This window comes from Williamsia sp. SKLECPSW1, assembly GCF_054332755.1.
In genome coordinates this window covers 720,342-746,018 of the sequence record NZ_JBTGLI010000001.1, presented here as the reverse complement: position 1 = coordinate 746,018, position 25,677 = coordinate 720,342, and the positions used below count along the sequence as shown (strand labels likewise).

22 protein-coding genes and 1 tRNA gene are annotated in these 25,677 nt (G+C 67.8%); 22 read left to right on the top strand and 1 reads right to left on the bottom strand.

Annotated elements, in window-relative coordinates; genetic code table 11:
* The first annotated feature begins 68 nt into the window (after window positions 1–68).
* From ACXVUM_RS03305 to ACXVUM_RS03270, 8 genes are all read left to right on the top strand, one after another.
* Complete coding sequence (locus ACXVUM_RS03305; RefSeq protein WP_458520446.1) at window positions 69–1,154, top strand: fused (3R)-hydroxyacyl-ACP dehydratase subunits HadA/HadB; 1,086 nt, start codon at window positions 69–71, stop codon at window positions 1,152–1,154.
* Between the two features lie 162 nt (window positions 1,155–1,316).
* A tRNA-Trp gene (locus ACXVUM_RS03300) sits at window positions 1,317–1,389 on the top strand.
* Between the two features lie 52 nt (window positions 1,390–1,441).
* Window positions 1,442–1,885, top strand: a complete 444-nt coding sequence (secE, locus tag ACXVUM_RS03295) for a preprotein translocase subunit SecE (RefSeq protein WP_458520445.1) — start codon at window positions 1,442–1,444, stop codon at window positions 1,883–1,885.
* A gap of 67 nt (window positions 1,886–1,952) precedes the next feature.
* A complete protein-coding gene (nusG, locus tag ACXVUM_RS03290) occupies window positions 1,953–2,822 on the top strand; it encodes a transcription termination/antitermination protein NusG (RefSeq protein WP_458520444.1) in 870 nt (289 codons plus the stop codon).
* A 109-nt stretch (window positions 2,823–2,931) separates the two neighbouring features.
* Window positions 2,932–3,366 carry a 50S ribosomal protein L11 gene (gene rplK, locus ACXVUM_RS03285; RefSeq protein ID WP_458520443.1) on the top strand — a complete coding sequence of 145 codons (435 nt, stop codon included), beginning with the start codon at window positions 2,932–2,934 and terminating at the stop codon, window positions 3,364–3,366.
* Between the two features lie 100 nt (window positions 3,367–3,466).
* Window positions 3,467–4,183: a 50S ribosomal protein L1 gene (gene rplA / locus ACXVUM_RS03280; protein WP_458520442.1), complete on the top strand. Its 717-nt coding sequence runs from the start codon at window positions 3,467–3,469 to the stop codon at window positions 4,181–4,183.
* Between the two features lie 125 nt (window positions 4,184–4,308).
* A complete protein-coding gene (locus ACXVUM_RS03275; RefSeq protein WP_458522766.1) occupies window positions 4,309–5,130 on the top strand; it encodes a DUF2786 domain-containing protein in 822 nt (273 codons plus the stop codon).
* A gap of 7 nt (window positions 5,131–5,137) precedes the next feature.
* Window positions 5,138–5,638, top strand: a complete 501-nt coding sequence (locus tag ACXVUM_RS03270; RefSeq protein ID WP_458520441.1) for a TIGR04338 family metallohydrolase — start codon at window positions 5,138–5,140, stop codon at window positions 5,636–5,638.
* A 107-nt stretch (window positions 5,639–5,745) separates the two neighbouring features.
* On the opposite strand, the gene ACXVUM_RS03265 is transcribed toward ACXVUM_RS03270, so the two are convergent.
* Window positions 5,746–7,791, bottom strand: coding sequence for a CocE/NonD family hydrolase (locus tag ACXVUM_RS03265; protein ID WP_458520440.1), 2,046 nt, complete (start codon window positions 7,789–7,791; stop codon window positions 5,746–5,748).
* 597 nt (window positions 7,792–8,388) lie between these two features.
* On the opposite strand from ACXVUM_RS03265, the gene rplJ reads away from it, so the two are divergent.
* The 14 genes from rplJ to rpoB all read left to right on the top strand — a co-directional run bounded on the left by rplJ (window position 8,389) and on the right by rpoB (window position 25,638).
* Window positions 8,389–8,913 carry a 50S ribosomal protein L10 gene (gene rplJ, locus ACXVUM_RS03260; protein ID WP_458520439.1) on the top strand — a complete coding sequence of 175 codons (525 nt, stop codon included), beginning with the start codon at window positions 8,389–8,391 and terminating at the stop codon, window positions 8,911–8,913.
* A 102-nt stretch (window positions 8,914–9,015) separates the two neighbouring features.
* Window positions 9,016–9,408, top strand: coding sequence for a 50S ribosomal protein L7/L12 (gene rplL, locus ACXVUM_RS03255; protein WP_458520438.1), 393 nt, complete (start codon window positions 9,016–9,018; stop codon window positions 9,406–9,408).
* A gap of 216 nt (window positions 9,409–9,624) precedes the next feature.
* Window positions 9,625–10,749, top strand: coding sequence for an ABC transporter ATP-binding protein (locus tag ACXVUM_RS03250; protein WP_458520437.1), 1,125 nt, complete (start codon window positions 9,625–9,627; stop codon window positions 10,747–10,749).
* Window positions 10,750–10,804: 55 nt separating this feature from the next.
* A complete protein-coding gene (locus ACXVUM_RS03245; protein WP_458520436.1) occupies window positions 10,805–11,611 on the top strand; it encodes an MlaE family ABC transporter permease in 807 nt (268 codons plus the stop codon).
* Between the two features lie 12 nt (window positions 11,612–11,623).
* A complete protein-coding gene (locus tag ACXVUM_RS03240; RefSeq protein WP_458520435.1) occupies window positions 11,624–12,484 on the top strand; it encodes an MlaE family ABC transporter permease in 861 nt (286 codons plus the stop codon).
* A 1-nt stretch (window position 12,485) separates the two neighbouring features.
* Window positions 12,486–13,817 (top strand): MCE family protein, encoded by a 1,332-nt coding sequence (locus ACXVUM_RS03235; RefSeq protein ID WP_458520434.1) that lies wholly within the window; start codon window positions 12,486–12,488, stop codon window positions 13,815–13,817.
* A complete protein-coding gene (locus ACXVUM_RS03230; RefSeq protein ID WP_458520433.1) occupies window positions 13,814–14,887 on the top strand; it encodes an MCE family protein in 1,074 nt (357 codons plus the stop codon). The genes ACXVUM_RS03235 and ACXVUM_RS03230 overlap by 4 nt, the downstream gene beginning before the upstream one ends.
* Before the next feature lie 14 nt (window positions 14,888–14,901).
* Complete coding sequence (locus ACXVUM_RS03225) at window positions 14,902–15,945, top strand: MCE family protein (protein WP_458520432.1); 1,044 nt, start codon at window positions 14,902–14,904, stop codon at window positions 15,943–15,945.
* Entirely contained in the window at window positions 15,942–17,222 is a 1,281-nt protein-coding gene (locus tag ACXVUM_RS03220) for an MCE family protein (RefSeq protein ID WP_458520431.1), read from the top strand. The genes ACXVUM_RS03225 and ACXVUM_RS03220 overlap by 4 nt, the downstream gene beginning before the upstream one ends.
* Complete coding sequence (locus ACXVUM_RS03215) at window positions 17,219–18,505, top strand: MCE family protein (protein WP_458520430.1); 1,287 nt, start codon at window positions 17,219–17,221, stop codon at window positions 18,503–18,505. Before ACXVUM_RS03220 ends, ACXVUM_RS03215 begins: the two co-directional genes overlap by 4 nt.
* The gene (locus ACXVUM_RS03210; protein WP_458520429.1) at window positions 18,502–19,743 is read left to right on the top strand and encodes an MCE family protein; all 1,242 of its coding nucleotides are present in this window, start codon (window positions 18,502–18,504) and stop codon (window positions 19,741–19,743) included. The genes ACXVUM_RS03215 and ACXVUM_RS03210 overlap by 4 nt, the downstream gene beginning before the upstream one ends.
* Window positions 19,744–19,855: 112 nt before the next feature.
* Window positions 19,856–20,728: a hypothetical protein gene (locus tag ACXVUM_RS03205; RefSeq protein ID WP_458520428.1), complete on the top strand. Its 873-nt coding sequence runs from the start codon at window positions 19,856–19,858 to the stop codon at window positions 20,726–20,728.
* Window positions 20,728–21,744, top strand: coding sequence for a hypothetical protein (locus ACXVUM_RS03200; RefSeq protein ID WP_458520427.1), 1,017 nt, complete (start codon window positions 20,728–20,730; stop codon window positions 21,742–21,744). The genes ACXVUM_RS03205 and ACXVUM_RS03200 overlap by 1 nt, the downstream gene beginning before the upstream one ends.
* A 381-nt stretch (window positions 21,745–22,125) precedes the next feature.
* Entirely contained in the window at window positions 22,126–25,638 is a 3,513-nt protein-coding gene (gene rpoB, locus ACXVUM_RS03195; RefSeq protein WP_458520426.1) for a DNA-directed RNA polymerase subunit beta, read from the top strand.
* Window positions 25,639–25,677: the final 39 nt, after the last annotated feature.

Sequence of the window (25,677 nt, the reverse complement as noted above, 5' to 3'; positions counted from 1 at the left end):
CGCCGTACGCGGCGGTGGTCACTTCGGGTAGAAGGAGTCGGCGAGAGACAGGGATTCGGGTGACCAACGTGAGCGATACGTCCATCAACTCCGTCGAGGACCGGCTGGCCATCATGGCCAACCAGACGAGTCTGTCGCCGGCGGAGATCGCGGAGCGGACCGCCGCCCAGGTCGGTTTCCACTACACGGTCGAGGACTACTACGAGGTCGGCCGCGAGAAGGTCCGCGAGTACGCCCGCGCCGTGCAGGACGGCAACCCCGTCCACTGGAACGAGGCCGCGGCCAACGCGAACGGCCACCCCACCCTGATCGCCCCGCTGTCGTTCGTCGCCATCCCGGGCATGATCGCCCAGCGCCGTCTCTTCGAGGAGATGGTGGAGGGCTGGGACCTGTGGAAGATGATGCAGACCGATCAGCGTCTGGTCTTCCACAAGCCCGTCGAGGTCGGCGATCGTCTCATCTGCGTCGTGTCGCTCGACTCGTACCGCCAGATGGGCGGCGCGGACATCATGGTGACGAAGAACCAGATCCACAACCAGCACGACGTCCCGGTCATGACGACCTGGACCACGCTGGTCGCCCGCGCCGGTGAGGCCCCCGACCCGTCGTTCATGAAGACCGTCTCGAACACCATGCTGGTGGAGGGCGCCTTCTACGACCACGGACGCACGGTCCCCGACCACAGCGGCTTCTTCACCGAGCCCGACCCCGTGGTCGACCCCAAGCCGTACGGCGCGATCAGCTTCGACGACGTCCACGTCGGCCAGGAGCTCGAACCGCGGACCGTGAAGCTCACCCGCGGCAACCTCATCAACTACGCCGGTGTCGCCGGGGACCCCAACCCCATCCACTTCAGTGACGAGATCGCCCACATCGTCGGGCTCGACACCGCCGTCGCGCACGGCATGCAGACGATGGGCATCGGCGCCGGCTACCTGACGGCGTTCGTCGGCGATCCGGGTGCGGTCTACGAGTACAACGTGCGGTTCACCAGTCCGGTCTACGTCCCGGCCGACGGGCAGGGCCAGATGGACCTCACGGCGAAGATCAAGTCGCTCGATCCCGAGACCCGTCGCGGACAGATCGCGATGGTCGCCAAGTCGAACGGCAAGAAGATCTTCGGTCGCGCGTTCGCCAACGTGCAGTTCGGCTGATCGGGACCGATCGGCCGACGGGCCCCGACAGACCCCGTCCACCCCTGCTGACATGGGCGGATTGGAGTTGGACGGAGCGCGTGTCGTACACTGCAGTGTCTGTGGTCCTCACGCTGCGCGCTGCCATCGAGGCGGCGCGTTGATCGTGTCGGGGCACGATAGAGGGGCGTAGCTCAACTGGCAGAGCAGCGGTCTCCAAAACCGCAGGTTGCAGGTTCAAGTCCTGTCGCCCCTGCATCCGGTCGGCGAAGGTCCGGCCGTCACGCCAGACGACGGAGAGGATCACGGTGAGCAAGCGCGATAGAGCTGCCCGCGCCAAGGGGGCCGCCGATGCCGACGCCACCGACGTCGACGCTCCCGAGGCCGGCACCGACGCCGCCGACGACGCAGGCGAACTGCGTCCGTCGGGCAAGCGGTCGTCCACCCCGCGCGGCAAGCGTGGGGCGGCGACGGCCGTGGCAGACACCTCCGACGACACCGTCGGCGGGGGAGTCGCCCTCAAGGAACGTCCCGGCGACGCCCCCGAGAAGGAGCGTCGTCGCAACCCGTTCGCGCGACTGTGGGTGTTCCTCACCCAGGTGGTCGCCGAGATGCGGAAGGTCATCTGGCCGTCGCGTCAGGAGATGATCAACTACACGATCATCGTGCTGATCTTCGTGATCGTCATGACCGCGTTCATCTCGGGGATCGACATCGGGTTCGCCCGGCTCGTCCTGTGGTTGTTCGGCTGACCGCGCACGGCGCCGAGACCGGAACGACACGCGAGCACGACAGAAACGAAAGGGAGCGTGGGCTGCAGTGAGCACCCCCGAGAACGACACCGCCGGTGAGGTCGAGACCGTCACGGACACCGAGGCGATCCAGGACGCCGACCGCGAGATCGTCGAGTCCGGCGAGGACGTCACCGACGCCCCGGTCGACGCCGAGGCGACCGCCGAGCTGACCGACGCCGTCGCCGGGTCCATCACCGAGCCCGTCGAGTCCGACGAGACCGGGACCGACGAGTCCGGCGCGACCGGGGACGACGAGCCGGCCGAGGAGGTCGACCCCGTCGAGGAGCTCAAGAAGGAACTCCGCCGCGCACCCGGCGACTGGTACGTCATCCACTCCTACGCGGGGTACGAGAACAAGGTGAAGGCCAACCTCGAGACCCGCGTGCAGAACCTCGACGTCGGCGACTACATCTTCCAGGTCGAGGTCCCGACCGAAGAGGTCACCGAGATCAAGAACGGCCAGCAGAAGAAGGTCAACCGCAAGGTGCTGCCGGGCTACATCCTGGTGCGCATGGAGCTCAACGACGAGTCGTGGGGCGCCGTGCGGAACACCCCGGGTGTCACCGGGTTCGTCAGCCAGGTCGGCAACAAGCCGTCGCCGCTGTCGCTCAAGGAGGTCCTGAAGTTCCTCCTGCCGCGCGTCGAGGCGAAGAAGTCGACCGCGGGCAAGTCGGGCGCCGGTGCCGACGGTGTCGAGGCCGCCGCGGCCGCGTCGACCATCGAGGTCGACTTCCAGGTCGGCGAGAGCGTCACCGTCATGGACGGGCCCTTCGCCACGCTCCCGGCGTCGATCAGCGAGGTCAACGCCGAGCAGCGCAAGGTGAAGGTGCTGGTCTCGATCTTCGGTCGCGAGACGCCCGTCGAACTCGGCTTCGGTCAGGTCGAGAAGATCTGACCAGGCCTCCCACACTTCGCGTCTCCAGCGGACGCGGACGTCCGTGCGTCACCCGGTGCGATCGGGTGGGTGACACGGGCACACACGAGGACAACCAAAGGTAAGAGAGATGCCCCCCAAGAAGAAGAAGCTCGCCGGGATCATCAAGCTCCAGATCCAGGCCGGCGCGGCGAACCCCGCCCCGCCGGTGGGTCCGGCGCTGGGTCAGCACGGCGTGAACATCATGGAGTTCTGCAAGGCCTACAACGCCGCGACCGAGTCGCAGCGCGGGTCGGTCATCCCGGTCGAGATCTCCGTCTACGAGGACCGGTCGTTCGACTTCAAGCTGAAGACGCCGCCCGCGTCGAAGCTGCTGCTGAAGGCCGCCGGCCTGCAGAAGGGTTCGGGAGAGCCGCACAGCACGAAGGTCGGGAAGGTCACCATGGACCAGATCCGCGAGATCGCCCAGACCAAGCAGGAAGACCTCAACGCCAACGACGTCGAGCAGGCCGCGAAGATCATCGCCGGCACCGCCCGGTCGATGGGCATCACGGTCGACGGCTGACACCGTCGGCGAGTCCGTCGACACCAAGACATCCCGTGGGAGGGCCGGCTCGGCCCGTCAACCACCGATCCGCGTGAGCTGCGGAGAAGGACATGAGCACATGAGCAAGAAGAGCAAGGCATACCAGGCGGCCGCCGAGAAGGTGGATCGCGACAAGCTGTACAGCCCGCTGGAGGCTGCAGCGCTGGCGAAGGAGACGGCGTCGGCGAACTACGACGCCACCGTCGAGGTCGCGGTCCGTCTCGGTGTGGACCCCCGCAAGGCCGACCAGATGGTCCGCGGCACGGTGAACCTGCCGCACGGCACGGGCAAGACCGCCCGCGTCATCGTGTTCGCCGTCGGTGACAAGGCCGCCGAGGCCACCGCCGCCGGCGCCGACGAGGTCGGTGCCGAGGACCTGATCGAGAAGATCCAGGGCGGCTGGCTCGAGTTCGACGCGGCGATCGCCACGCCGGACCAGATGGCCAAGGTCGGACGCATCGCACGCGTCCTGGGCCCGCGTGGTCTGATGCCGAACCCGAAGACCGGCACGGTCACCCCGGACGTCACCAAGGCTGTCAACGACATCAAGGGCGGAAAGATCAACTTCCGCGTCGACAAGGCCGCCAACCTGCACTTCGTCATCGGCAAGGCCTCGTTCGACCAGACCAAGCTGGCCGAGAACTACGGCGCCGCGCTCGACGAGATCCTGCGCGCGAAGCCGTCGGCGGCGAAGGGCCGGTACCTGAAGAAGGTCACCGTCTCGACGACGTCCGGCCCGGGCATCCCGGTCGACCCGTCGATCAACCGCAACTACGCGGTGCCCGCGGAGGCCTGAGACACCCGGGGCCACGGGCCCCGCGTCACGACACGCGACAGCCGCGCCGGATCGGATGATCCGACGCGGCTGTCGTCGTCTGCGCGACGATGGAACCGATGGGCGTCTGCGAGAGTCGAATGAACATGCGAGACGACAAGAACCTCACCCGCATCGCGAACCTGCTGCGGCAGGCCGAGGGCACCGACAACGAACACGAGGCCGCGACCTTCCTGCAGGCCGCACAGCGGCTCGCGACCGCCGCCTCCATCGACATCGCGGTGGCCCGCGCGCACGACCCGTCGGCCGCGCGCTCGGCGCCGACGGTCCGCCAGATCGCGATCGGTACCGCCGGGAAACGCGGACTGCGGACCTACGTCGCCCTGTTCGTGGCGATCGGTCATGCCAACGACCTCAAGGTCGACGTGGCACACAACTCGACGTTCGTGATGGCCTACGGGTTCTCCGGTGACATCGATGCGACGGAGACGCTCTACAGCTCGCTGGTGGTGCAGATGGTCGCCGCGAGCGACGCCTATCTGAAATCCGGTGCCTACAAGGAGGAGACGGCGGCGCGGGTCGTCACCGACCGCGACGGGTGGCGGACCCGTCGCCGGGTGCAGTACACCCCGTTGTCGCCGATCACCGCCCGCCTGAACTTCCAGTCCGCCTTCGCCGAACGCATCGGCACCCGGCTGCGCGAGGCGCGCGACCAGGCCCGCGCCGAAGCCGAATCCGCCGACGTCGGTGGGTCGCACTCCACCCAGATCGCGCTGCGAGACAAGGAGATCGAGGTGGTCGACTACCACCGTGCCGAGTCCACCGCGCGCGGCACCTGGCGGGGGTCGAGCGCGTCGGCAGGCTACTCCGAGGGTGCACGTCGCGCCGGTGACCGGGCGGGTCGTCGCGCCCGTATCGGCGAGCAGGAGCGTCTCGGCGGGTCGCGGGCCGCGCTGGAGGAGGGCTGATGTCGCGGTGACCGGCGGCGATCGGGACTCGGGACGGTCAGCGCTCTACGCCGCGGAACGCATGGCGCACCTCGTGTTCGAGGCGGCGGGCGGCACCGCGCAGGTCGGCGGCGTAACCGTCACCGTCCCGCCCGAGGCGCGGTTCGCCTCCGTGGCCTCGGTGGCCGACCACGTCGAGCGGGTCCTCGCGCGGCCGTCGGTACGGGAACGGTTCCCCCGTGCGACGGAGCCGGTCGCGGTGCGGGTGCGCCGGGGCCCGGTCAGCGCCCACTACGAGGCGGGGCCGCCCGCGGTGATCGCGGTACCGGAGGACGGCGACGGCAGGTGGGCGCTGCGCGAACTCGTCGTGCTCCACGAAGTGGCACATCACCTCGACGACAGCGGGGGAGCAGCGCACGGTTCGGGTTTCGCGGCGACGCTGATCGACCTCGTCACCGACGTCGTCGGTCCGGAGGCGGGCTGGATCTACCGGATCCTGTTCACCGAGAGCGACGTGCCCATCGGGTAGTGCCCGCTCACCGAGCGCTTTCGGCACGGTCGGCGGAGGGTTGTGGCACGGTCGGCGGAGGGTTGTGGCCCGGTCGGCGGGGTGGCGCGAGTGTCACCCCGCGCCTGTCACCAGCCGGGTGCGCCGATCGCCAGGAACGACAGGTAGCTCGGGTGCTTGGCGTCGAGGACCAGCGACTGGCGCCGGCCGCGGGCGCGGATCAGGTCCGGCACCACGGTCAGGTACCGCGGGAAGCTCGACGCGTAGACGTCGACGCGCATACGGTGACCGATCTCGAGCACCGCATCGGTCGGGACCAGGTCGATGTCGATCGGGACGGGCACGTCCGCGGGTACCGGCAGCTTCCGCCGATGGCTGAGGTAGTGGTACGGCGACAACAGGGTGCCGTCGGCGGCGTACTCCGACCGCTCCTTGTCGTAGGCGCGGTTCGACACCGTCAGCGCACCGTTGGTGAGCACGGTCGACGTCCCGTCGGGTGCGACGTCGTTGACGGTCACCGCCCAGGTCCCCTCGTTGCCCGAGGTCGACACGTAGAGGTGGAGGTTCATCGAACCGGAGATCTGGGTGCGTTCCGCGACCGGCCCGGTGGTGAACGTGAGGCCGCCGGCCTCCTGCTCGCGTGCGTCGACGGTGTAGTCGCGGCCGAGCATCGCGGTGATGCCGGCTGTCACCTGCGTCATGTCCCGCGACCGCAGCCCGCGGGCGTCCGGCCGCACGCCGATCGCGCGGCGACCGCGCGGCCGATCGGTGCCGAGGGCGCCGTCGAACACGGCGTGGTCGGCGGTGGACGAGCACGCGTCGGTGAGGTCGAGGCGACGAAGCGTGGCCTCGGGCCGCGGGAAACTCGCACCGGCCGTCCACGACCCACCCTGCTGCTGCAGGGTGACCGGTCCGTAGTGCTCGACGCCGTTGTCGATGTCCTTGAGCCAGCGGTCGAACCAGGCGCGCTCGAGGACGTCGACCCGCGGCGGGTTCCCCGCGCCGCCGAATCCCGCGCCGGCGTCGATGTGATACCCGTCGGCGACGACGAGCTGCTTGCGGCCGGGGGCCATCCGGAGATGGGAGTAGACCGACGTCGCGCTGCGGCCGAAGAGGTCGTGCCAGGCGCCGAACAGGAAGGTGGGCACGTCGATCCGCTCCACCTCGGGGTCCCGCTCGTCGAAGTAGGGGTCGTCGTACATGCGGTCGTCGCGGCCGGTGAGGAAACCCCATGCGAGGGAACCGACCTCGGTGGCCGGGGAGGCCAGTCGGTGCCGCAGCCACCGCAGCGTGTTGCCGTCGACGAGATCCTTGGCCGCGGTCGCCGGGTTCGGCATCCACTTGAGGGCGTTGACGACCCCGAGCCAGATCGGGATGAACAGCGACGGCATGCCGCCGGTGATGTAGATGTCGCGGACGATGTCCTCGCAGCCCTCGACCGCGAACACGGCCTTGAGGCCGGCGGGCCGCTTGTCGGCGGCCTGCAGCGAGTTGATCGCGGAGTAGGACCAGCCGGCGAGGCCGAATGTGCCGTCGCACCAGGGCTGATCGGCGACCCACTCGCAGATCTCCACCGAGTCCTGCTGCTCCCGGGCGCCGAGGATCTGCCACTTGCCGTGTGAGGACCCGGTGCCGCGCACGTCGACGATGACCTGGGTGTAGCCGCTGCGGACAAGGCTGCGGTTGATGCCGAACACCTCGAGTGCGCCGCCCGACAGGGTCTGGGTGACCCCGGTGACCCCGGCGAACGGTGTCCCGGCCAGATCCACAGCGCCCGCGAGTCCCCGCAGTCCGCGGCCGAACACCGGGTTGTGCAGCGCGGTGTCGATCGCGTCGAGGACCGCACGGTTGTAGGGGTTGATGCTGATGACGGCGGGGTGGGTCGTCGTGACCGCGCGGCGCATCGCATCGGCGGGGCGGATCACCGTGGCGCGCAGCACGATCCCGTCGGACATACGGATCTCGACGTCGCGGTCGATCAGCACGTCGGGGTATCGCTGCGGGCCGTCGACCAGCTGCTTCCAGCGGAGTGCGTCCGCGCCGCCGGTGGGGTCGCCGAGGGGGAGGGTCGGGATCGGGGCGGTGGCCCGGCGCGGCGTGTGGATCGGACGTGGCGCGGCAGGGGACGCCGGCCGGATGGCCGGCATGTCGCCGCGGTCTGCAGACACTGTCATCGCACACACCTTCGCTGTGGCGGGCCGAGCACGTGTCTGCGTCACCGGACCGCGTCGTGCGCGATGCTGGTCGCAGCGGACACGTCCTCGGGTCCACTCCGTGGTCGGTCGGCCTGCTCCCCAGTGAATGTGGCGCAGGTCACGACCCCTTCATCCCGAATGTAACCCAACCTATTGCCGGGCGACGAGGGGGTCGCACGCTTCGTGACAACAGTGCGACCGCGTGCGGCGTCCGTTATGGAATCGTCACCGTTCGTACGCCGAGACAAGCACCCCCGGTCCGGCCGACGGCCACGATTTGGAGCGGTGCCGCACGACCCGTACGCTGGGAGACCAGTGCGTTCGTCGCCTCGGCGACGCGTTCTGACCGTTCAACCAGAGACCGTCGGTCGATCTCCCGTCACGGGGGTTCCGAAGGCCCGGTGTTCCACGCCGGCGACCCACGCAGGTGGACGAGGTGTGACCGTGCTAGCCGACGATGTCGGCCTGCCTCTCTCGCGCCCCGGACTCCCGCGTCCGGGGCGTTCGTCGTCTCCGGGCTCGACGACCCGCCACACCGGGCTCGTCCGGCACGACACGTAGGAGAGGAGGCGAGACATGGCCAAGTCCGAGAAGGTCGCCGCAGTCGCGGAGATCGCAGAGCAGTTCCGGGGTTCCACGGCGACCGTGATCACGGAGTACCGCGGTCTGTCGGTCAAGCAGATCACCGATCTGCGTCGTTCCCTCGGCGAGGGCGCGACCTACTCCGTCGCCAAGAACACGCTCGTCAAGCGTGCCGCTTCGGAGGCGGGTGTGGAGGGTCTCGACGATCTGTTCGTCGGTCCCACCGCCATCGCCTTCATCGAGGGTGAGCCCGTCGTCGCGGCGAAGGCGATCAAGAACTTCGCCAAGGACAACAAGTCGCTCGTCGTCAAGGGCGGCTACATGGACGGCCGCGCGCTGTCCGTGGCCGAGATCGAGCAGATCGCCGATCTGGAGACCCGTGAGGTCCTGCTGGCCAAGCTGGCCGGCGCCATGAAGGGCAACCTCAGCAAGGCCGCCGGGCTGTTCACCCAGCCCGCATCGCAGGTCGCGCGGCTCGCCGCAGCCCTGCAGGAGAAGCAGTCGGGAGCCGCGGAGTAGTTCTCCGCGACACCCACCCACCCGGCGGCACCCGCCGCCACCACAGAAAACGTCCCCGCGGGGATCGACACCCCACCGGGGTCTGACAGGAAGGACGCCATCATGGCGAAGCTCAGCGCCGACGAGCTCATCGATCAGTTCAAGGAACTGACCCTGCTGGAGCTCAGCGATTTCGTGAAGAAGTTCGAAGAGGTCTTCGAGGTCACCGCAGCGGCTCCGGTCGCCGTCGCGGCCGCGGGTGCGCCCGCCGCCGGCGGTGCCGCCGAGGCCGCCGCCGAGCAGGACGAGTTCGACGTCGTCCTCGAGGGCGCCGGCGACAAGAAGATCCAGGTCATCAAGGTCGTCCGCGAGGTCGTCTCGGGCCTGGGCCTCAAGGAGGCCAAGGACCTCGTCGAGTCCGCCCCCAAGGCGATCCTCGAGAAGGTCGACAAGGAGGCCGCCGACGCGGCCAAGGCCAAGCTCGAAGAGGCCGGCGCGTCCGTCTCGGTCAAGTGACACCTGCGTAGCCGGGCTACGCAGAACAGGCGAGGCCACCCCGCTCCGGCGGGGTGGCCTCGTCGTCGTCTCCACGTCCGGACGTGTCATTTCCCCAGTTCAGGCCCCTATTCCCGTCAAGGGTCACGAAATGGGGCGTTGATGTTCGGCGATCACGAACAGTGGGTTACAGTGACTCGAACCACAAGCGGGCGGGGACAGCAGAGGAGTTCGAACGTGGGTGTCGAGGTCAGTGTCGAAGGGCTCACGAAGTCCTTCGGTTCGCAGAACATCTGGCGTGACGTCACCCTGACGCTCCCCGAGGGAGAGGTCAGCGCGCTGCTGGGGCCGTCGGGTACCGGCAAGTCGGTGTTCCTCAAGGCGCTCATCGGTCTGCTCCACCCCGAACAGGGCTCGGTCATCGTCGACGGCACCGACATCACCAAGTGCTCCTCGCGTGAGCTCTACGAGATCCGCAAGCTCTTCGGCGTGCTGTTCCAGGACGGTGCGCTGTTCGGCTCGATGAGCCTCTTCGACAACACCGCCTTCCCGTTGCGCGAGCACACCAAGAAGGGCGAGAGCGAGATCCGCGACATCGTCATGGAGAAGCTCGACCTCGTCGGTCTGGCCGACGCGGGGGAGAAGCTTCCCGGCGAGATCTCGGGCGGTATGCGCAAGCGCGCCGGACTGGCCCGCGCGCTGGTTCTCGACCCGCAGATCATCCTGTGCGACGAGCCCGACTCCGGTCTGGACCCGGTCCGCACCGCCTACATCTCGCAGCTGCTGATCGACATCAACTCCCAGATCGACGCGACGATCCTGATCGTCACGCACAACATCAACATCGCGCGGACCATCCCCGACAACATCGGCATGCTGTTCCGCAAGGAACTCGTCATGTTCGGGCCCCGCGAGGTGCTGCTCACCTCCGACGAGCCCGCGGTCAAGCAGTTCCTCTCCGGTGACCGATTCGGTCCCATCGGCATGTCCGAGGAGAAGGACGACGCGACCGCCGCTCAGGAGGCGCAGCTGGCCGAGGCCGGCGTCTCCGGTGGCGGCACGAAAGACGACTTCTCCGAGATCATCCCGCAGGTGCAGCCGAATCCCGGTATGCCCGAGCGGAAGGCGGCCACCCGACACCGCCAGCGTGTGGAGGACATGCTGCACACCCTCCCGGAGAACGCCCAGCAGGCGATCCGCGAGAGCATGCAGGCCGAGGACGAGATCCGCGAGGAACGCCGCCGGGTCGACGCCGACAACGGGAACGGCAACGGCTCCCGTTCGGGCGATCGCGACGAGCAGTTCGCGGGTTCCGAGGCCAACACCGAGCAGTTCCCGGCCTACCGGGCCGGCAACGCGTGATCGCCGCGCAGACCGCGGCGACGACCTCTGACAGCACGACGACAAGGGCATCTCGATGAGCTCAGCCACCACGCGTGGCGTCGAACGGGTGAACCAGGCCGGAAGTGCGGCGCTGACGCAGACGGGCAACATCGTCCAGCTCTTCGCCGACGTCATCCGGAACATCTTCGTCCGTCCGTTCCAGCTGCGTGAGTTCGTCGAGCAGGCGTGGTTCATCGCCAGCGTGACGATCCTGCCGACGGCGTTGATCGCCATCCCGTTCGGCGCGGTCGTCTCCCTGCAGACGAGTTCACTGATCCGTCAGCTCGGCGCCGAGTCGTTCACCGGTGCCACCAGCGTGCTGGTGGTGGTGCAGCAGGCTGCGCCGGTCATCACCACGCTCCTCGTGGCGGGCGCCGCCGGGTCGGCCGTCGCCGCCGACCTCGGTTCGCGCACCATCCGCGAGGAGATCGACGCCATGCGGGTGCTGGGCATCAACCCGGTGCAGCGCCTCGTCGTGCCGCGTGTCATCGGCATGGTGCTCGTCGCCATCCTGCTCAACGGCCTCGTGTGCGTCGTCGGCATCGGCGGTGGCTACTTCTTCAACGTGATCGTCCAGGGCGGTACGCCCGGCGCCTATCTGGCGTCGTTCTCCACGCTCGCCCAACTCCCGGACCTCTACATCGCCGAGGTGAAGGCGGCCATCTTCGGTCTCCTCGCCGGCGTGGTCGCGGCCTACAAGGGTCTGAACCCGAAGTCCGGTCCGAAGGGTGTCGGTGAGGCGGTCAACCAGAGCGTCGTCATCACCTTCCTGCTGCTGTTCTTCGCGAACCTGATCCTCACCGCCGTGTACCTGCAGATCGTCCCTCCTCGGGGCTCATAGGGGGTATCGACGATGACAGTTGCCAAGAGCAGGGCAGACCAGCTCAACTACCGACTCCGCCAGGGCGTCAACGCACCGCTGAAGGTGCTCGACGGCGCGGGCGAACAGATGTCCTTCTACGGCCGCGCCGTCGGCTGGGCACCCCGGACCGTCACCCACTACCCGAAGGAGATGCTGCGGCTGCTCGCCGAGGTCGCCTTCGGTGCGGGTGGTCTCGCCGTGATCGGCGGCACCGTCGGCGTGATGGTGCTGCTCACGGGTTTCACCGGCGTCGTCGTCGGCCTGCAGGGGTACGCCGCACTCGACCAGCTGGGATCGCAGGCCCTCACCGGCTTCCTCTCGGCCTACGTCAACACCCGTGAGGTCGCGCCGCTCGTCGCCGGTCTCGCGCTGTCGGCGACGGTCGGGTGTGGGTTCACCGCCCAGCTCGGTGCCATGCGCATCTCCGAGGAGATCGACGCCCTCGAGGTCATGGCGGTCCCGTCGGTGCCGTTCCTGGTGACCACACGTGTGGTCGCCGGCTTCATCGCCGTCATCCCGCTGTACGTGCTGGGCCTGTTGGCGTCGTATCTGGCCACGCGCACGGTGACGACGGTGTTCAACGGTCAGTCGACCGGCTCGTACGACCACTACTTCAACCTGTTCCTGCCACCGGTGGACGTGTTGTGGTCGTTCGGCAAGGTGTTGATATTCGCCTTCGTGATCATCCTCGTGCACTGCTACTACGGCTACTACGCCTCCGGCGGTCCGGCCGGCGTGGGTGTGGCGGTCGGACGTGCCGTTCGTGCGGCGCTCGTCCTGCTGGCCGTGCTCGACTTCTTCCTGGGACTCGCGATCTGGGGAACCAGCACGTCGGTCAGGGTGGCGGGCTGACATGGGCAAGACGCGTATCCGGCTCCTGGGTCTGGTGTTCTTCGTGGTGGTCGCGCTGTTCGTCGGCGGGACGATCCTGAAGTTCAACCAGGCGTTCACCACCTTCACCGACGTCGATCTCGCCACCGACTCGGCGGGCAACAACCTCCCGCCGAACGCCGACGTGAAGGTCCGCGGACTCATCATCGGTGAGGTCCGCGACGTCAAGGCCGCCGACAACGGTCGTGTCACCGTCACCCTCGGGCTCCAGCCCGACAAGGCGAAGATGCTGCCGGCGAACGTGACCGCGCGGATCCTGCCGAAGACCCTGTTCGGCGAGCGGTACGTCGCCCTGCAGATCCCGCAGAACGCCGAGGACAAGACGCTCGAGAACGGCGACACCATCGCCACCGACAAGAGCGGCAACGCACTCGAACTGCAGACCCTGTTCGACAAGCTGCTCCCCGTGCTCGACGCGATCCCCCCGCAGGACCTCTCGGTCACGCTCGGCTCGCTGTCGAAGGCGTTGCAGGGCAACGGCGATCGGCTCGGCACCTCGTTCGAGGAGCTGAACAACATCTTCAGCCAGGTCAACGCGAACATGCCGCAGCTGCAGGGGACCCTGCGCGGGTTGGCGACGTTCTCGCAGACCTACTCGCAGGCACTGCCCGACGTGATCGATGCGCTCGACACGCTGCGCACCACCTCGAACACCCTGGTGGAGAAGCAGGGCGACCTGCGGGCCTTCATCTCGACGGTGCAGAAGGCGACGGTGGAGACCACCGACTTCCTGTCCACCAACCGTCGGGACCTGTTGGACCTGTCCATCGAGTCCGAGCCGCTGCTGACCGCACTGGCCACCCAGTCCCCGGCCTTCGGGTGCACGTTCAAGAACTTCGCCGGTCTCATCCCGGAGGTGAACAACATCGTCGGCAAGGGCACCAAGAACCCCGGCGTGCGCGTCACCCTGACCTTCTCGAACCCGAGAGGTCGGTACCTGCCGAACCAGGACGAGCCGCGCCTGCTCGACGACCGCGGACCCCGGTGCTACCCGAAGCACTACCAGGAGGGTCGACCCTTCCCGCAGTACCCGGGTGGCTCCATCAACGACGGCTCGTACCAGCCGCCGTCGCGTAACCCCGGTCCGCGGAACGTGACGCAGCTGCCGATCCCCGACTTCTCGACCACCCCCGTCGGGACCATCCAGCCGAGCGTCTACAACGACCCCCAGAACAAGATGGCCCTCAAGGCGATCATGGCGGCCGAGGCCGGCACCGATCCCTCCGACGTCCCCGGATGGATCGCGCAGATCGTCGCCCCGGGGCTGCAGGGAGCGCAGGTGACGATCAAGTGAGGAACGGCTTCCTGGGGCCGCTGATCCGGCTCGTGATCTTCGCTGTGGTCACCGTGCTCGCGACCGGCGCGCTCGGTCTGATCATCGCGAACTCCGGTACCTCCGGCGACAACAAGTTCTCGGCGATCTTCACCGATGCGTCGTTGCTCAACCCGGGCGACGACGTCCGCATCGCGGGTGTCCGTGTCGGACAGGTGCAGTCGGTCGAGGTGCACGACCACAACCTCGCCAAGGTCGACTTCTCGATCAACCGGGGACAGCTGCCGGAGGGCGTGCAGGCCTACATCCGGTTCCGCACCCTCACCGGCATCCGCTACCTCGCGCTGGAGAAGGGCCCCGGCGACCAGGGGCAGACCATCGGCGCCGGCACGACGATCGGGCAGGCGAACACCCACCCGGCGGTCAACCTCACCGACCTGTTCAACGGCTTCCGCCCGCTCTTCCAGGAGCTCACCGCGGACGACGTGAACAAGCTGTCGAACGAGATCATCCGCGTGTTCCAGGGCGAGGGCGGCACCATCACCGACCTCGTCGCCGACACCGCGGACCTGACCAACACCATCGCCGACAAGGACCAGGTCATCGGTGACCTCATCACCAACCTCACCAAGGTCCTCGACACGGTCAACCGCAACGACGACCAGCTGACCGACCTGCTGACCACGACCGAGAAGTTCGTGACCGGCCTGGCGGCACAGCGCGACTCGGTGGGCTCGGCCATCACCTCGGTGTCGAACCTGACCGCGGTGACGAGTTCGATCCTGACGCCGACACGGCCGTCGATCCAGGGCAGCATCGCGTCGATCAACGACCTGTCGAAGGTGATCACCGACCGTCGCGCCGAGGTCGAGAAGACGCTCGAGACGCTGCCGATCAAGGCGCAGAAGATCGGCCGGGCCGCGACGTTCGGGTCCTGGTTCCAGTTCTATCTGTGCGGCATCGACATCGTCGCCGGCAACGGCAAGAGCACGCTGCTCAGTCAGCCGCTCATCCCGCTGCCCGACATCAACCACGTCCTGTACACCAACGCCGCCACGCGGTGCTGGACCGACGACAAGCCGCCGAGCTAGGGAAGGAGGCAGACATGGCACCCAAGAACGAGAACCGTCGTCCCGACGCCCCTCGTCGCAGTCCGATCACCGTCGGTGGTCTGGGATTGTTGTTGCTCATCATGGTGACGCTGTCGGCGTTCTTCCTGGGCAGCCTGCCGTTGGTCGGTGCGGGCACGGTCTACAAGGCCGACTTCACCGAGGGGGCGGGCATCAAGGCCAACGCCGAGGTGCGGGTGGCCGGCGTGAAGGTCGGTCAGGTCCAGTCGGTGAAGATCCACGGTGACCGCGTCCGGATCGCATTCCAGGTGAACAACACCTGGGTCGGTGACCAGACGACGGCGTCGATCCAGATCAAGACGATCCTGGGTCAGAAGTTCCTGCAGATCGATCCGCGCGGGGACAAGCTGGCCGACCCGGACAAGGTGATCACCCAGACGACGTCGCCGTACGACGTGATCGAGGCCTTCCAGGACGCGTCGCGGCAGATCCAGAACGTCGACACCGATCAGTTGGCGACGAGCTTCCGGACCCTGTCGGCGGCGTTCGCGGGCACCCCGAGCGAGATCGGCAACTCCCTCGACGGGTTGAGCCGGTTGTCGCAGACGATCGCCAGCCGCGATCAGGAGGTCCGCCGGTTGCTCGAGGCGACCAAGGGGACCAGCCAGATCCTGGCCGACCGCAACCGTGAGTTCACGCGGTTGATCGCCGGGGCGGGTGACCTGCTCGACGAGTTGAACAACCGTCAGCGCGACATCACCCGTCTGTTGCAGTCGACGACGACCTTGTCGGTGACGTTGACCGGCATCGTGCGGGACAACGAGAAGCAGATCGGCCCGGCGCTCGAACAGCTCAAGGGTGTCACCGACATCCTGCAGCGTCAGGACAAGAACCTGCGTGACTCGATCACCTATCTCGCGCCGTTCTACCGGCTCTACGCCAACGTGCTCGGCAACGGCCGCTGGTTCGACTTGGTGATCACGAACATCCTGCCGCCCGGCCTGCCGGCGCAGAACACGACACGCCCGCCGAACAAGTACCGGCAGCTCAACAACGGTGGATCGGAGGCGACCGGATGATGTCCGACAATTCCGCCCGGCACGACCTCCAGGACACCTCCGGTCCCGGTCGGTGGTTCACGCCGCGGCACATCGCGATCCTCGTGACCACGGTCATCGTCGCGTTGATCGCGGCGGGTGTCCTGTGGTGGGTGTTCACGTCCATCTCGAAGACACACGTCACCGCGTATTTCAAGAGCAGCGTCGGCATCTACGAGGGGTCCGACGTCCGCATCATGGGTGTCAAGGCCGGCTCGGTGGACTCCGTGGAGCCGCAGGGCGACAAGGTGAAGATCGAGTTCAGCGTCGACTCCGGGTACAACCTGCCCGCCGACGTCCGCGCCGTGCAGATCACGCCGTCGGTCGTCGCCGACCGGTACATCCAGCTGACGCCCGTCTACCACAAGGGTGATCGCAAGGCGGGCAAGGACATCACGCTCAGCCTGCAGGAGACGATGGTCCCGGTGGAGGTCGACGCCCTCTACGCCAGCGTCGAGAAGCTGTCGAAGTCGCTCGGTCCGCAGGGCGCCAACCGCAACGGCGCACTGAGCCAGGTGATCACCACCGGCGCGGAGAACCTGCGCGGCAACGGCGAGAAGCTGGGGGAGACCATCCAGCGGCTGTCTGCGGCGACGCAGACCCTCTCGAACTCCCGGGGGAACCTCGTCGACACGGTCAAGAACCTCGACGTCTTCGTCGGCGCACTGGCCGACAACGACACCCAGGTGCGGCAGTTCAACACCCAGTTGTCGTCGTTCTCCCAGTACCTCGCCGGGGAACGGCAGCAGCTCGGGCAGGCCCTGAACAAGCTGTCGCTCGCCCTCGGTGACGTGGCGACGTTCGTCCAGGACAACCGCGACGCGATCGGTGACCGGGTGCGCGAGCTCCTGCCCACCACCCGCACCCTCGCGGACACGACGAACTTCCAGAAGGAGATCCTCACCGTTCTCCCCGTCACGCTGAGCAACCTGGTGAACGCCTACAACGCCGAGTCGGGCACGCTCGACCTGCGCGTGGTGATCCCCGAGCTGCAGAGCCTGGCCGGGACGAGCTGCAAGCTGCTCGACCTCGGTTCGCTCAAGCCCGGCGACCCCACCTTCGTCCAGTTCAGCAAGACGCTCCGGCCGATCCTCGACCAGTGCAAGAACATCACCGACCAGATCGACCAGGGCATCAAGACGCCGACGCTGAACCTGCCGTTCGGCATCCTGAGCACCGACAACCAGCAGCGCCGCGGCGCGGTGCCGGGCACCGTCCCGGGCACGCCGTCGCCGCAACTCTCGGGAGGTCCGCGATGAGCCGCCGACTGCTGCGGGGTCGCATCGGGGCCGTCGCCATGGGCGCGGCGGGTCTCGTCGCCGCGCTGGTCATGACCGGGTGCTCCGGTGGCATCTACTCGGTGCCGCTGCCCGGTGGTGCGGACACGGGTGACAACCCGCGGACGTACAAGATCCAGTTCGCCGACGTGCTCGACCTCGTCCCGCAGTCGGCGGTCAAGCTCGACGGCGTGACGGTCGGCAAGGTGACGAAGATCGAGATCGCACCCGACCAGTGGTCGGCGCAGGTCGTGGTCCAGGTCAAGAACAAGATCGACCTGTCCGACAAGGCGCAGGCGAACGTGGCGCAGACGAACCTGCTCGGTGAGAAGTTCGTGTCGCTGATCGATCCCGCCTCGAACGCCGGCGCACCGCGCCAGCCCGAGAACGTGGCGATCCCGACCGATCGGACGCGGACCGCCACCGACATCGAACAGGTCCTCGGTGCGCTGTCGCTGCTGCTGAACGGCGGCGGCATCGCGCAGATCAAGCCGATCGTCGACGAGCTGAACAAGGCGTTGGGCGGTCGCGAGGGGACGGTCAAGTCGCTGCTCAACCAGACGCAGCGCCTGATCCGCTCGCTCGACCAGCAGAAGAACGACATCACCACCGCCATCGACGGTCTGGCCACCCTGTCCGACCGGACGGCGCAGCAGACGCAGCAGATCGACCGCATCCTCAAGCAGCTGCCCGCAGGTGTGAAGGTGCTCGAGGACCAGCGTCCGCAGTTCGTGACCCTGCTGCAGAAGCTCGACGGGCTCGGACAGGTCGGCGTCGACATCCTCGGCCGCGCACGCGAGGAGATCATCACCGATCTGCGTGCGCTGCGGCCGACGCTGTCGGCGCTGGCGGGAGCTGCTCCCGACCTGATCACGGCCGCTCCGCTGCTGTTCACCTACCCGTTCCCCGACGACCTGCTGCCGGGTGTCCGCGGCGACTCGACCAACCTGTTCCTCTCGGTCGACCTGCGGCTGCTCAACAGCCTCGAGGCGCTCGGTGTCGGTCAGGGTGAGCCGCGGTATCAGCCGGTCGGCAGTGGTCCGCCGCCGAAGATCGACCCGCGCAACCCGTACTACAACGGCAACGGCCCGCGTCTGGGGTACCCGACCATCACGCTGCTGCCGCTGTTGAACGCCCGGCCGGGTCCCAACACCCCGCCGTCGGGTGGGCAGTACAGCCTGTTGCCCGCGCCGCGACAGGGACAGACCGCGCTGACCGCGCCGACCGCGATGCTGGCACCCGGCGCGACAGGGGGCGGCAAGTGATCCCGAAGCTCGCGAAGTGGCAGCTCATCGTGTTCGCGGTGATAGCCATCGTGGCCGTCGCCTATGTCGGTGCCACCTATGCCCGTCTCGACAAGCTGTTCGGGATCGGGATCTACACGGTGCACGCCGACTTCCCGGACTCGGGCGGCATCTTCACCAACGCCGAGGTGACCTATCTCGGCACCCCGATCGGGCGCGTCGGCTCGCTGCAGCTGCGCCCCGACGGTGTGCGGGTGAACCTGGAGATGAACTCGGGCGACGTCAAGGTGCCCGCGTCGGCGCAGGCGGTGGTGGCGAACCGGTCGGCGATCGGTGAGCAGTACGTGGACCTGCGTCCGTCGACGATGGGTGGGCCGTACCTGAAGGACGGGTCGGTCATCACCAACACCTCGATCCCGGTGCCGGTCCAGGACGTGATCTCCTCAGCGGTCGACTTCACCCAGTCGGTGCCGCTGGACGATCTGCACACGGTCGTCACCGAGCTCGGCAAGGCGTTCGACAACAACGGCGAGAACCTGCGGACGTTGATCGACTCGCTGGCGAACCTGTCGAAGTCGGGCAACGACAACCTGCCGCAGACGATCTCGCTGATCCGCAACTCCGACACCGTGCTGACCACGCAGGCCGCCCAGTCCGACGAGATCCTGAACTGGTCGAAGAACCTGGGTCTCATCACCGCGCAGCTCGCGTCGAGTGACCCGGACATCCGTCGGTTGCTGACGACAGGTCAGACCTCGGCGACTCAGCTGTCGGCGCTGCTCGAACGCAGCGGTGGTGACATCACGACCGCACTGCACGATCTGGCGACGGATGTGCGGAACGTGAAGGGCACCTACGCGGGTGTGTCGCCGGCCCTGGCGTTGCTGTCGGCCGTCTCGGCGGCGAGCTACACGCCCGCACCGGGCGACGGCACCATCCACTTCGGCGCCACGCTGGAGACGAACAACCCGCCGTCGTGCACGTTCGGCTACGAGAAGACGCAGCAGATCATCGCCGAGGAGAAGCGGAAGAACCCGAACTTCGACGTGAACTACGACGACTTCCCGTTCAACACCGACGCCCGGTGTTCGCTCCCGCAGGGCAGTCCGACCGACGTCCGCGGGGCCCAGAACGCCGTCTACGCCGACCCGTACATCTCGCAACCCTGGGACAACAACCCCAAGAAGGATCCCGACAAGCTGAACCTGAACCCCATCGCGACCCAGCTGTCGTACCTGCTCGGGGTGTTCCCGCGCTGACCCGACCCGCCGCGCACCGAGACCTCTCGGTGCGCGGCTGTCGTGTGCGCGGCCACGCTGCGCGCTCCGATGTGGGGGAGCTCTCAGGGACCATGACTACAGTGACGAGGCGATGAACACTCCCGACCCGACGGATCCCTCGAAGGAGCCCGACACGTCCGACGATCGGACCCCCGAGGACCCGTCCCCCGAGACCACCGACGCCGACGCCGGCCCCGCAACGGGTTCGGAGACCACCGACACCGCCACACCGGTCGAGTCGACGACCGCAGAAGAGTCGACGAAGGACGAGTCGGCGAAGGACGAGTCGGCGAAGGTCGAGACAGCGAAGGACGAGACGGGGCGATCCGCGTCGGGACGGACCGCCCGGCTCCGCCGTCTGGCGTCGTCCGCCGCGCTCCCCGTGTCCGCCCTCGTCGTGGTCGCCGGACTGGTCGCGGCGATCGTGTTCGCCGGCATCTACGGATACCGGTGGTACGACGACGCCGAGAACAAGGTGCCCGTGCAGACCGCCCGCGACGACGCACTCGGCGGCGCCGAGCAGGCGATGCTGAACATCCTCAACATCGATCTCAAGGACAGCGACGCCTACGAGAAGCGCCTGCAGGGATCGGTGACGGGCAACGCCCGGACACAGCTGCTCGGCAGCACCGGGCTCGGTCAGCTGAAGAAGGAGGCGGGCGACCCCGCGAACGCCGCCACCCTCACCGCGAAGCTGCAACGCAGCGCCGTGGTCTCGCTCGACGACGACCGCAGCAACGCCACCACCCTCGTGTTCCTCAACGTGACCTCGTCGCGCCCCAACCAGGCGTCGTCGTCGCAGACGATGGGATTCCAGGTGGCCGTGACCAAGGACGGCGGCATCTGGAAGGCCTCCAACATCCAACCTCTGGACTCCGTCGCCATCGACTCGACCGACGCAGGACAGGCGGCCGGTGCCGCACCGTCGCCGAGTCCTGCCGCCCCGGCCCCGGGAGGCAACTGATGACCACGCCCCGCGGACCCCGCGGCAACCGCCGCCCCCGCGTCGCCGGACGTCCCGCGACCCGACCGACCGGACCCGACAGGCCCACCTCGCGGCCCGCCGGCGAGGACGCACAGCAGGCGTCGGGGGACAGTGCCACCACCCCCGTCGAGCCGTCACCGCCGAAGGCCCCGCGCCGGCCGAAGAAGCGGACACCGGCGACCCCCGAGCCGGCCGAGAGCACGACCTCGGCCGAGACCGGCACCGACACCGCGTCCACCGACACCGCGTCCACCGACAGCGAGACCGCCGCCGACAGCGCGACGACACCCGCGGACACGACGACGGCCGCCGAGACGTCACAGCCTGTCGACACGACCAAGCGCGTCGACACGACGAAGCCCCCCGTCGGCCCCCGGGGGAAGTCGAGGCCGGCGGTCAAGGTGTCGACGATCAAGCCGCAGGCGACCCGGCCCGCACCGCGGACCAGCCCCGCCGGGACGGCACCCACGTCGACGTCGACCACGCGTCGTCGACGCTTCGGGTGGCGAGCGGTCGGCGTGATCGCCGCGATCGCCGCCCTCGTCGGCATCGTCGCCGGTGTGGCCGCAGCCCGACCGGGCGTGTCCCTCTCGAACAACGAGGCCTTCGTCGACCCGGCGGTCACCAGCCAGGTCACCGCACAGGCCAAGTCCCGTATCTGCAGCGTGTTCGCCGTCAACTACGCCAAACTCGACGACTGGGAGCGGACGGCGAAGGCCAACGTCACCGGCGAGGCGTCGAACCGGTTCACGCAGTACGCGGGGGCCGTGCGCGACGCACTGGGGCAGACGGGTCTCACCCAGGGTGGTGTCGACTGCCGTGTGGACACCGTCGGCGTCCGGTCCATCACCGGCGACACCGCGACGCTGGTCGTCAACCTCATCCTCAGTCAGACCGAGGGGGAGCAGGCGAACGGCAGCGGGACCAAGCGGTACCAGGTGACGATGCAACGGGTGGACGGTCAGTGGCTGATCTCCAACTTCAGCGACTTCTGAGCGATTCCGTACGAAATTTCGACGTATCGACCTGCGCGTTCCTCTTGACTCGCGGGGTCCGTGGTTGCACGCTTGTCACCAGCGACGGACACCGGCAGCCACTGGTGGTCGCACCCAGCGCGGAGGCTCTCTGACGGCCTCTCGTCGATGTTGACATCGGCACCCTTTTTTCTGATACAGTTGGACGTTGCGCTGGCTGCCTTCTGTCCACATCACGATCTCCCACCCGGGCCACTCCTGTGTCCGGCGGCGGTGATCGCCGAGAACGACCTCGAGGGAAGTCTCAGCGCCGCCGACAACAACGCCCACGGTGTCACCCGTCTTCCGACGACGTGACGCTCCTCGTCGGGCACACAGAGATCCGTGTTGGAAGGACGCATCTTGGCAGTCACCCGCCAGTCCACCTCAACAACCGACGGCGCACCGCGCCGGACCATCCCGGGAGCGCCGCACCGCGCCTCCTTCGCCAAACTCACCGATCCGCTCGACGTACCCGGTCTGCTCGACGTGCAGCTGGAGTCCTTCGAGTGGCTGATCGGCTCGCCCGAGTGGCGTGAGCGTGCGATCGCCCGTGGCGAGGAGAACCCGAGCGGTGGTCTCGACGACATCCTCGCCGAGCTGTCGCCGATCGAGGACTTCTCCGGGTCGATGTCCCTGTCCTTCTCCGACCCTCGCTTCGACGAGGTGAAGGCCTCCGTCGAGGAGTGCAAGGACAAGGACATGACCTACGCGGCGCCGCTGTTCGTCACCGCGGAGTTCATCAACAACAACACCGGTGAGATCAAGTCGCAGACCGTCTTCATGGGCGACTTCCCGATCATGACCGACAAGGGCAGCTTCATCATCAACGGCACCGAGCGTGTCGTCGTGAGCCAGCTCGTCCGCAGCCCCGGCGTCTACTTCGACGCCACCATCGACAAGGCCACCGAGAAGACGCTGCACAGCGTCAAGGTGATCCCGGGTCGTGGCGCGTGGCTCGAGTTCGACATCGACAAGCGCGACACCGTCGGCGTCCGCATCGACCGCAAGCGTCGCCAGTCGGTCACCGTGCTGCTCAAGGCGCTCGGATGGACCACCGAGCAGATCACGGAGCGCTTCGGCTTCTCCGAGATCATGATGTCGACGCTGGAGAAGGACAACACCGCCGGCACCGACGAGGCCCTGCTCGAGGTCTACCGCAAGCTGCGTCCGGGCGAGCCCCCGACGCGTGAGTCGGCGCAGACCCTGCTCGAGAACCTCTTCTTCAAGGAGAAGCGGTACGACCTCGCGCGCGTCGGTCGCTACAAGTTCAACAAGAAGCTCGGTCTCACCGACAACCCGATGACCGGCGCCTCGGTGCTCACCGAGGACGACATCGTCGCCACCGTCGAGTACCTCGTGCGCCTGCACGACGCGGAGCAGAACGTCGCGACCACCATGACCGTCCCCGGCGGCGTGGAGGTCCCGGTCGAGGTCGACGACATCGACCACTTCGGCAACCGTCGTCTGCGCACCGTGGGCGAGCTGATCCAGAACCAGATCCGCGTGGGCCTGTCCCGCATGGAGCGTGTCGTGCGCGAGCGCATGACGACCCAGGACGTCGAGGCGATCACCCCGCAGACCCTGATCAACATCCGTCCCGTCGTGGCGGCGATCAAGGAGTTCTTCGGGACCAGCCAGCTCTCGCAGTTCATGGACCAGAACAACCCGCTGTCGGGTCTGACCCACAAGCGTCGCCTGTCGGCGCTGGGCCCCGGTGGTCTGTCCCGTGAGCGCGCCGGACTCGAGGTCCGCGACGTGCACCCGTCGCACTACGGCCGCATGTGCCCGATCGAGACCCCCGAGGGTCCGAACATCGGTCTCATCGGGTCGCTGTCGGTGTACGCACGGGTCAACCCGTTCGGCTTCATCGAGACGCCCTACCGCAGGGTCGTCGACGGCCAGGTGACCGACCAGATCGACTACCTGACCGCCGACGAGGAGGAGCGCTTCGTCAAGGCCCAGGCCAACGCCGAGCTCGACGCCGACCTGCGCTTCGCCGAGGACCGCATCCTCTGCCGCCGCAAGGGTGGCGAGGTCGAGTTCGTCGGTCCGGACGCGATCGACTACATGGACGTCTCGCCGCGACAGATGGTCTCCGTCGCGACCGCGATGATCCCGTTCCTCGAGCACGACGACGCCAACCGCGCCCTGATGGGTGCGAACATGCAGCGTCAGGCGGTGCCGCTGGTCCGCAGCGAGGCGCCGCTGGTCGGCACCGGCATGGAGCTGCGTGCCGCGGTCGACGCCGGCGACGTCATCATCTCGGCCAAGGCCGGCGTGGTGGAGGAGGTCTCCGCCGACTACGTCACCGTCATGGCCGACGACGGCACCCGGGACACGTTCCGGATGCGCAAGTTCGCCCGGTCGAACCACGGCACCTGCGCCAACCAGCGTCCGATCGTGGACGAGGGGCAGCGTGTCGAGGCCGGCCAGGTCCTGGCCGACGGCCCCTGCACCGACACCGGTGAGATGGCCCTGGGCAAGAACCTGCTCGTGGCGATCATGCCGTGGGAGGGCCACAACTACGAGGACGCGATCATCCTGTCGCAGCGCCTCGTGGAGGAGGACGTCCTCACCTCGATCCACATCGAGGAGCACGAGATCGACGCCCGCGACACCAAGCTCGGTGCCGAGGAGATCACCCGGGACATCCCGAACGTCTCCGACGAGGTCCTCGCCGACCTCGACGAGCGCGGCATCATCCGCATCGGTGCCGAGGTCCGTGACGGCGACATCCTCGTCGGCAAGGTCACGCCCAAGGGTGAGACCGAGCTGACCCCCGAGGAGCGCCTGCTGCGCGCCATCTTCGGTGAGAAGGCGCGGGAGGTCCGCGACACCTCGCTGAAGGTGCCGCACGGTGAGACCGGCAAGGTGATCGGCATCCGCGTGTTCAGCCGTGACGACGATGACGACCTGCCCCCGGGTGTCAACGAACTCGTCCGCGTCTACGTCGCGCAGAAGCGCAAGATCCAGGACGGCGACAAGCTGGCCGGTCGTCACGGCAACAAGGGCGTCATCGGCAAGATCCTCCCCGCCGAGGACATGCCGTTCATGCCCGACGGCACCCCCGTCGACATCATCCTGAACACCCACGGCGTGCCGCGTCGTATGAACATCGGCCAGATCCTGGAGACCCACCTCGGGTGGATCGCCAAGACCGGGTGGAACATCGACGTCGCGGGTGGGACCCCGGAGTGGGCATCGCGGTTGGACGAGAGCATGCTCTCGGCCGGCCCGGACACCCGCACCGCCACCCCCGTGTTCGACGGCGCGCGCGAGGAGGAGCTGACCGGACTGCTGTCCTCGACGCTGCCCAACCGCGACGGCGAGGTGATGGTCAACGGAGACGGCAAGGCGACGCTGTACGACGGTCGTTCCGGCGAGCCGTTCCCGTACCCGGTGTCGGTCGGCTACATGTACATCATCAAGCTGCACCACCTCGTGGACGACAAGATCCACGCGCGGTCGACGGGTCCGTACTCGATGATCACGCAGCAGCCGCTGGGCGGTAAGGCGCAGTTCGGTGGCCAGCGCTTCGGTGAGATGGAGTGCTGGGCGATGCAGGCCTACGGCGCGGCGTACACGCTGCAGGAGCTGCTGACCATCAAGTCCGACGACGTCGTCGGACGCGTGAAGGTGTACGAGGCGATCGTCAAGGGCGAGAACATCCCCGAGCCCGGCATCCCCGAGTCGTTCAAGGTGCTGCTGAAGGAACTGCAGTCGCTGTGCCTGAACGTCGAGGTGCTGAGCTCCGACGGTGCCGCGATCGAGATGCGCGACGGCGACGACGAGGACCTGGAGCGTGCCGCGGCCAACCTCGGCATCAACCTGTCCCGCAACGAGTCCGCCACCGTCGACGACCTCGCGAACTGATGAGCGTCGGTGCGCCCGAGCCGGGCGCACCGACCTCCA

What these genes read in the sequence shown, in the direction of transcription:
- rplK (WP_458520443.1), top strand. Translation starts at nt 2,932, where the DNA reads ATGCCCCCCAAGAAGAAGAAGCTCGCCGGGATCATCAAGCTCCAGATC.
- rplA (WP_458520442.1), top strand. Translation starts at nt 3,467, where the DNA reads ATGAGCAAGAAGAGCAAGGCATACCAGGCGGCCGCCGAGAAGGTGGAT.
- ACXVUM_RS03275 (WP_458522766.1), top strand. Translation starts at nt 4,309, where the DNA reads ATGCGAGACGACAAGAACCTCACCCGCATCGCGAACCTGCTGCGGCAG.
- ACXVUM_RS03265 (WP_458520440.1), bottom strand. Translation starts at nt 7,791, where the DNA reads ATGACAGTGTCTGCAGACCGCGGCGACATGCCGGCCATCCGGCCGGCG.
- rplJ (WP_458520439.1), top strand. Translation starts at nt 8,389, where the DNA reads ATGGCCAAGTCCGAGAAGGTCGCCGCAGTCGCGGAGATCGCAGAGCAG.
- rplL (WP_458520438.1), top strand. Translation starts at nt 9,016, where the DNA reads ATGGCGAAGCTCAGCGCCGACGAGCTCATCGATCAGTTCAAGGAACTG.
- ACXVUM_RS03245 (WP_458520436.1), top strand. Translation starts at nt 10,805, where the DNA reads ATGAGCTCAGCCACCACGCGTGGCGTCGAACGGGTGAACCAGGCCGGA.
- ACXVUM_RS03240 (WP_458520435.1), top strand. Translation starts at nt 11,624, where the DNA reads ATGACAGTTGCCAAGAGCAGGGCAGACCAGCTCAACTACCGACTCCGC.
- ACXVUM_RS03235 (WP_458520434.1), top strand. Translation starts at nt 12,486, where the DNA reads ATGGGCAAGACGCGTATCCGGCTCCTGGGTCTGGTGTTCTTCGTGGTG.
- ACXVUM_RS03225 (WP_458520432.1), top strand. Translation starts at nt 14,902, where the DNA reads ATGGCACCCAAGAACGAGAACCGTCGTCCCGACGCCCCTCGTCGCAGT.
- ACXVUM_RS03220 (WP_458520431.1), top strand. Translation starts at nt 15,942, where the DNA reads ATGATGTCCGACAATTCCGCCCGGCACGACCTCCAGGACACCTCCGGT.
- ACXVUM_RS03215 (WP_458520430.1), top strand. Translation starts at nt 17,219, where the DNA reads ATGAGCCGCCGACTGCTGCGGGGTCGCATCGGGGCCGTCGCCATGGGC.
- ACXVUM_RS03205 (WP_458520428.1), top strand. Translation starts at nt 19,856, where the DNA reads ATGAACACTCCCGACCCGACGGATCCCTCGAAGGAGCCCGACACGTCC.
- ACXVUM_RS03200 (WP_458520427.1), top strand. Translation starts at nt 20,728, where the DNA reads ATGACCACGCCCCGCGGACCCCGCGGCAACCGCCGCCCCCGCGTCGCC.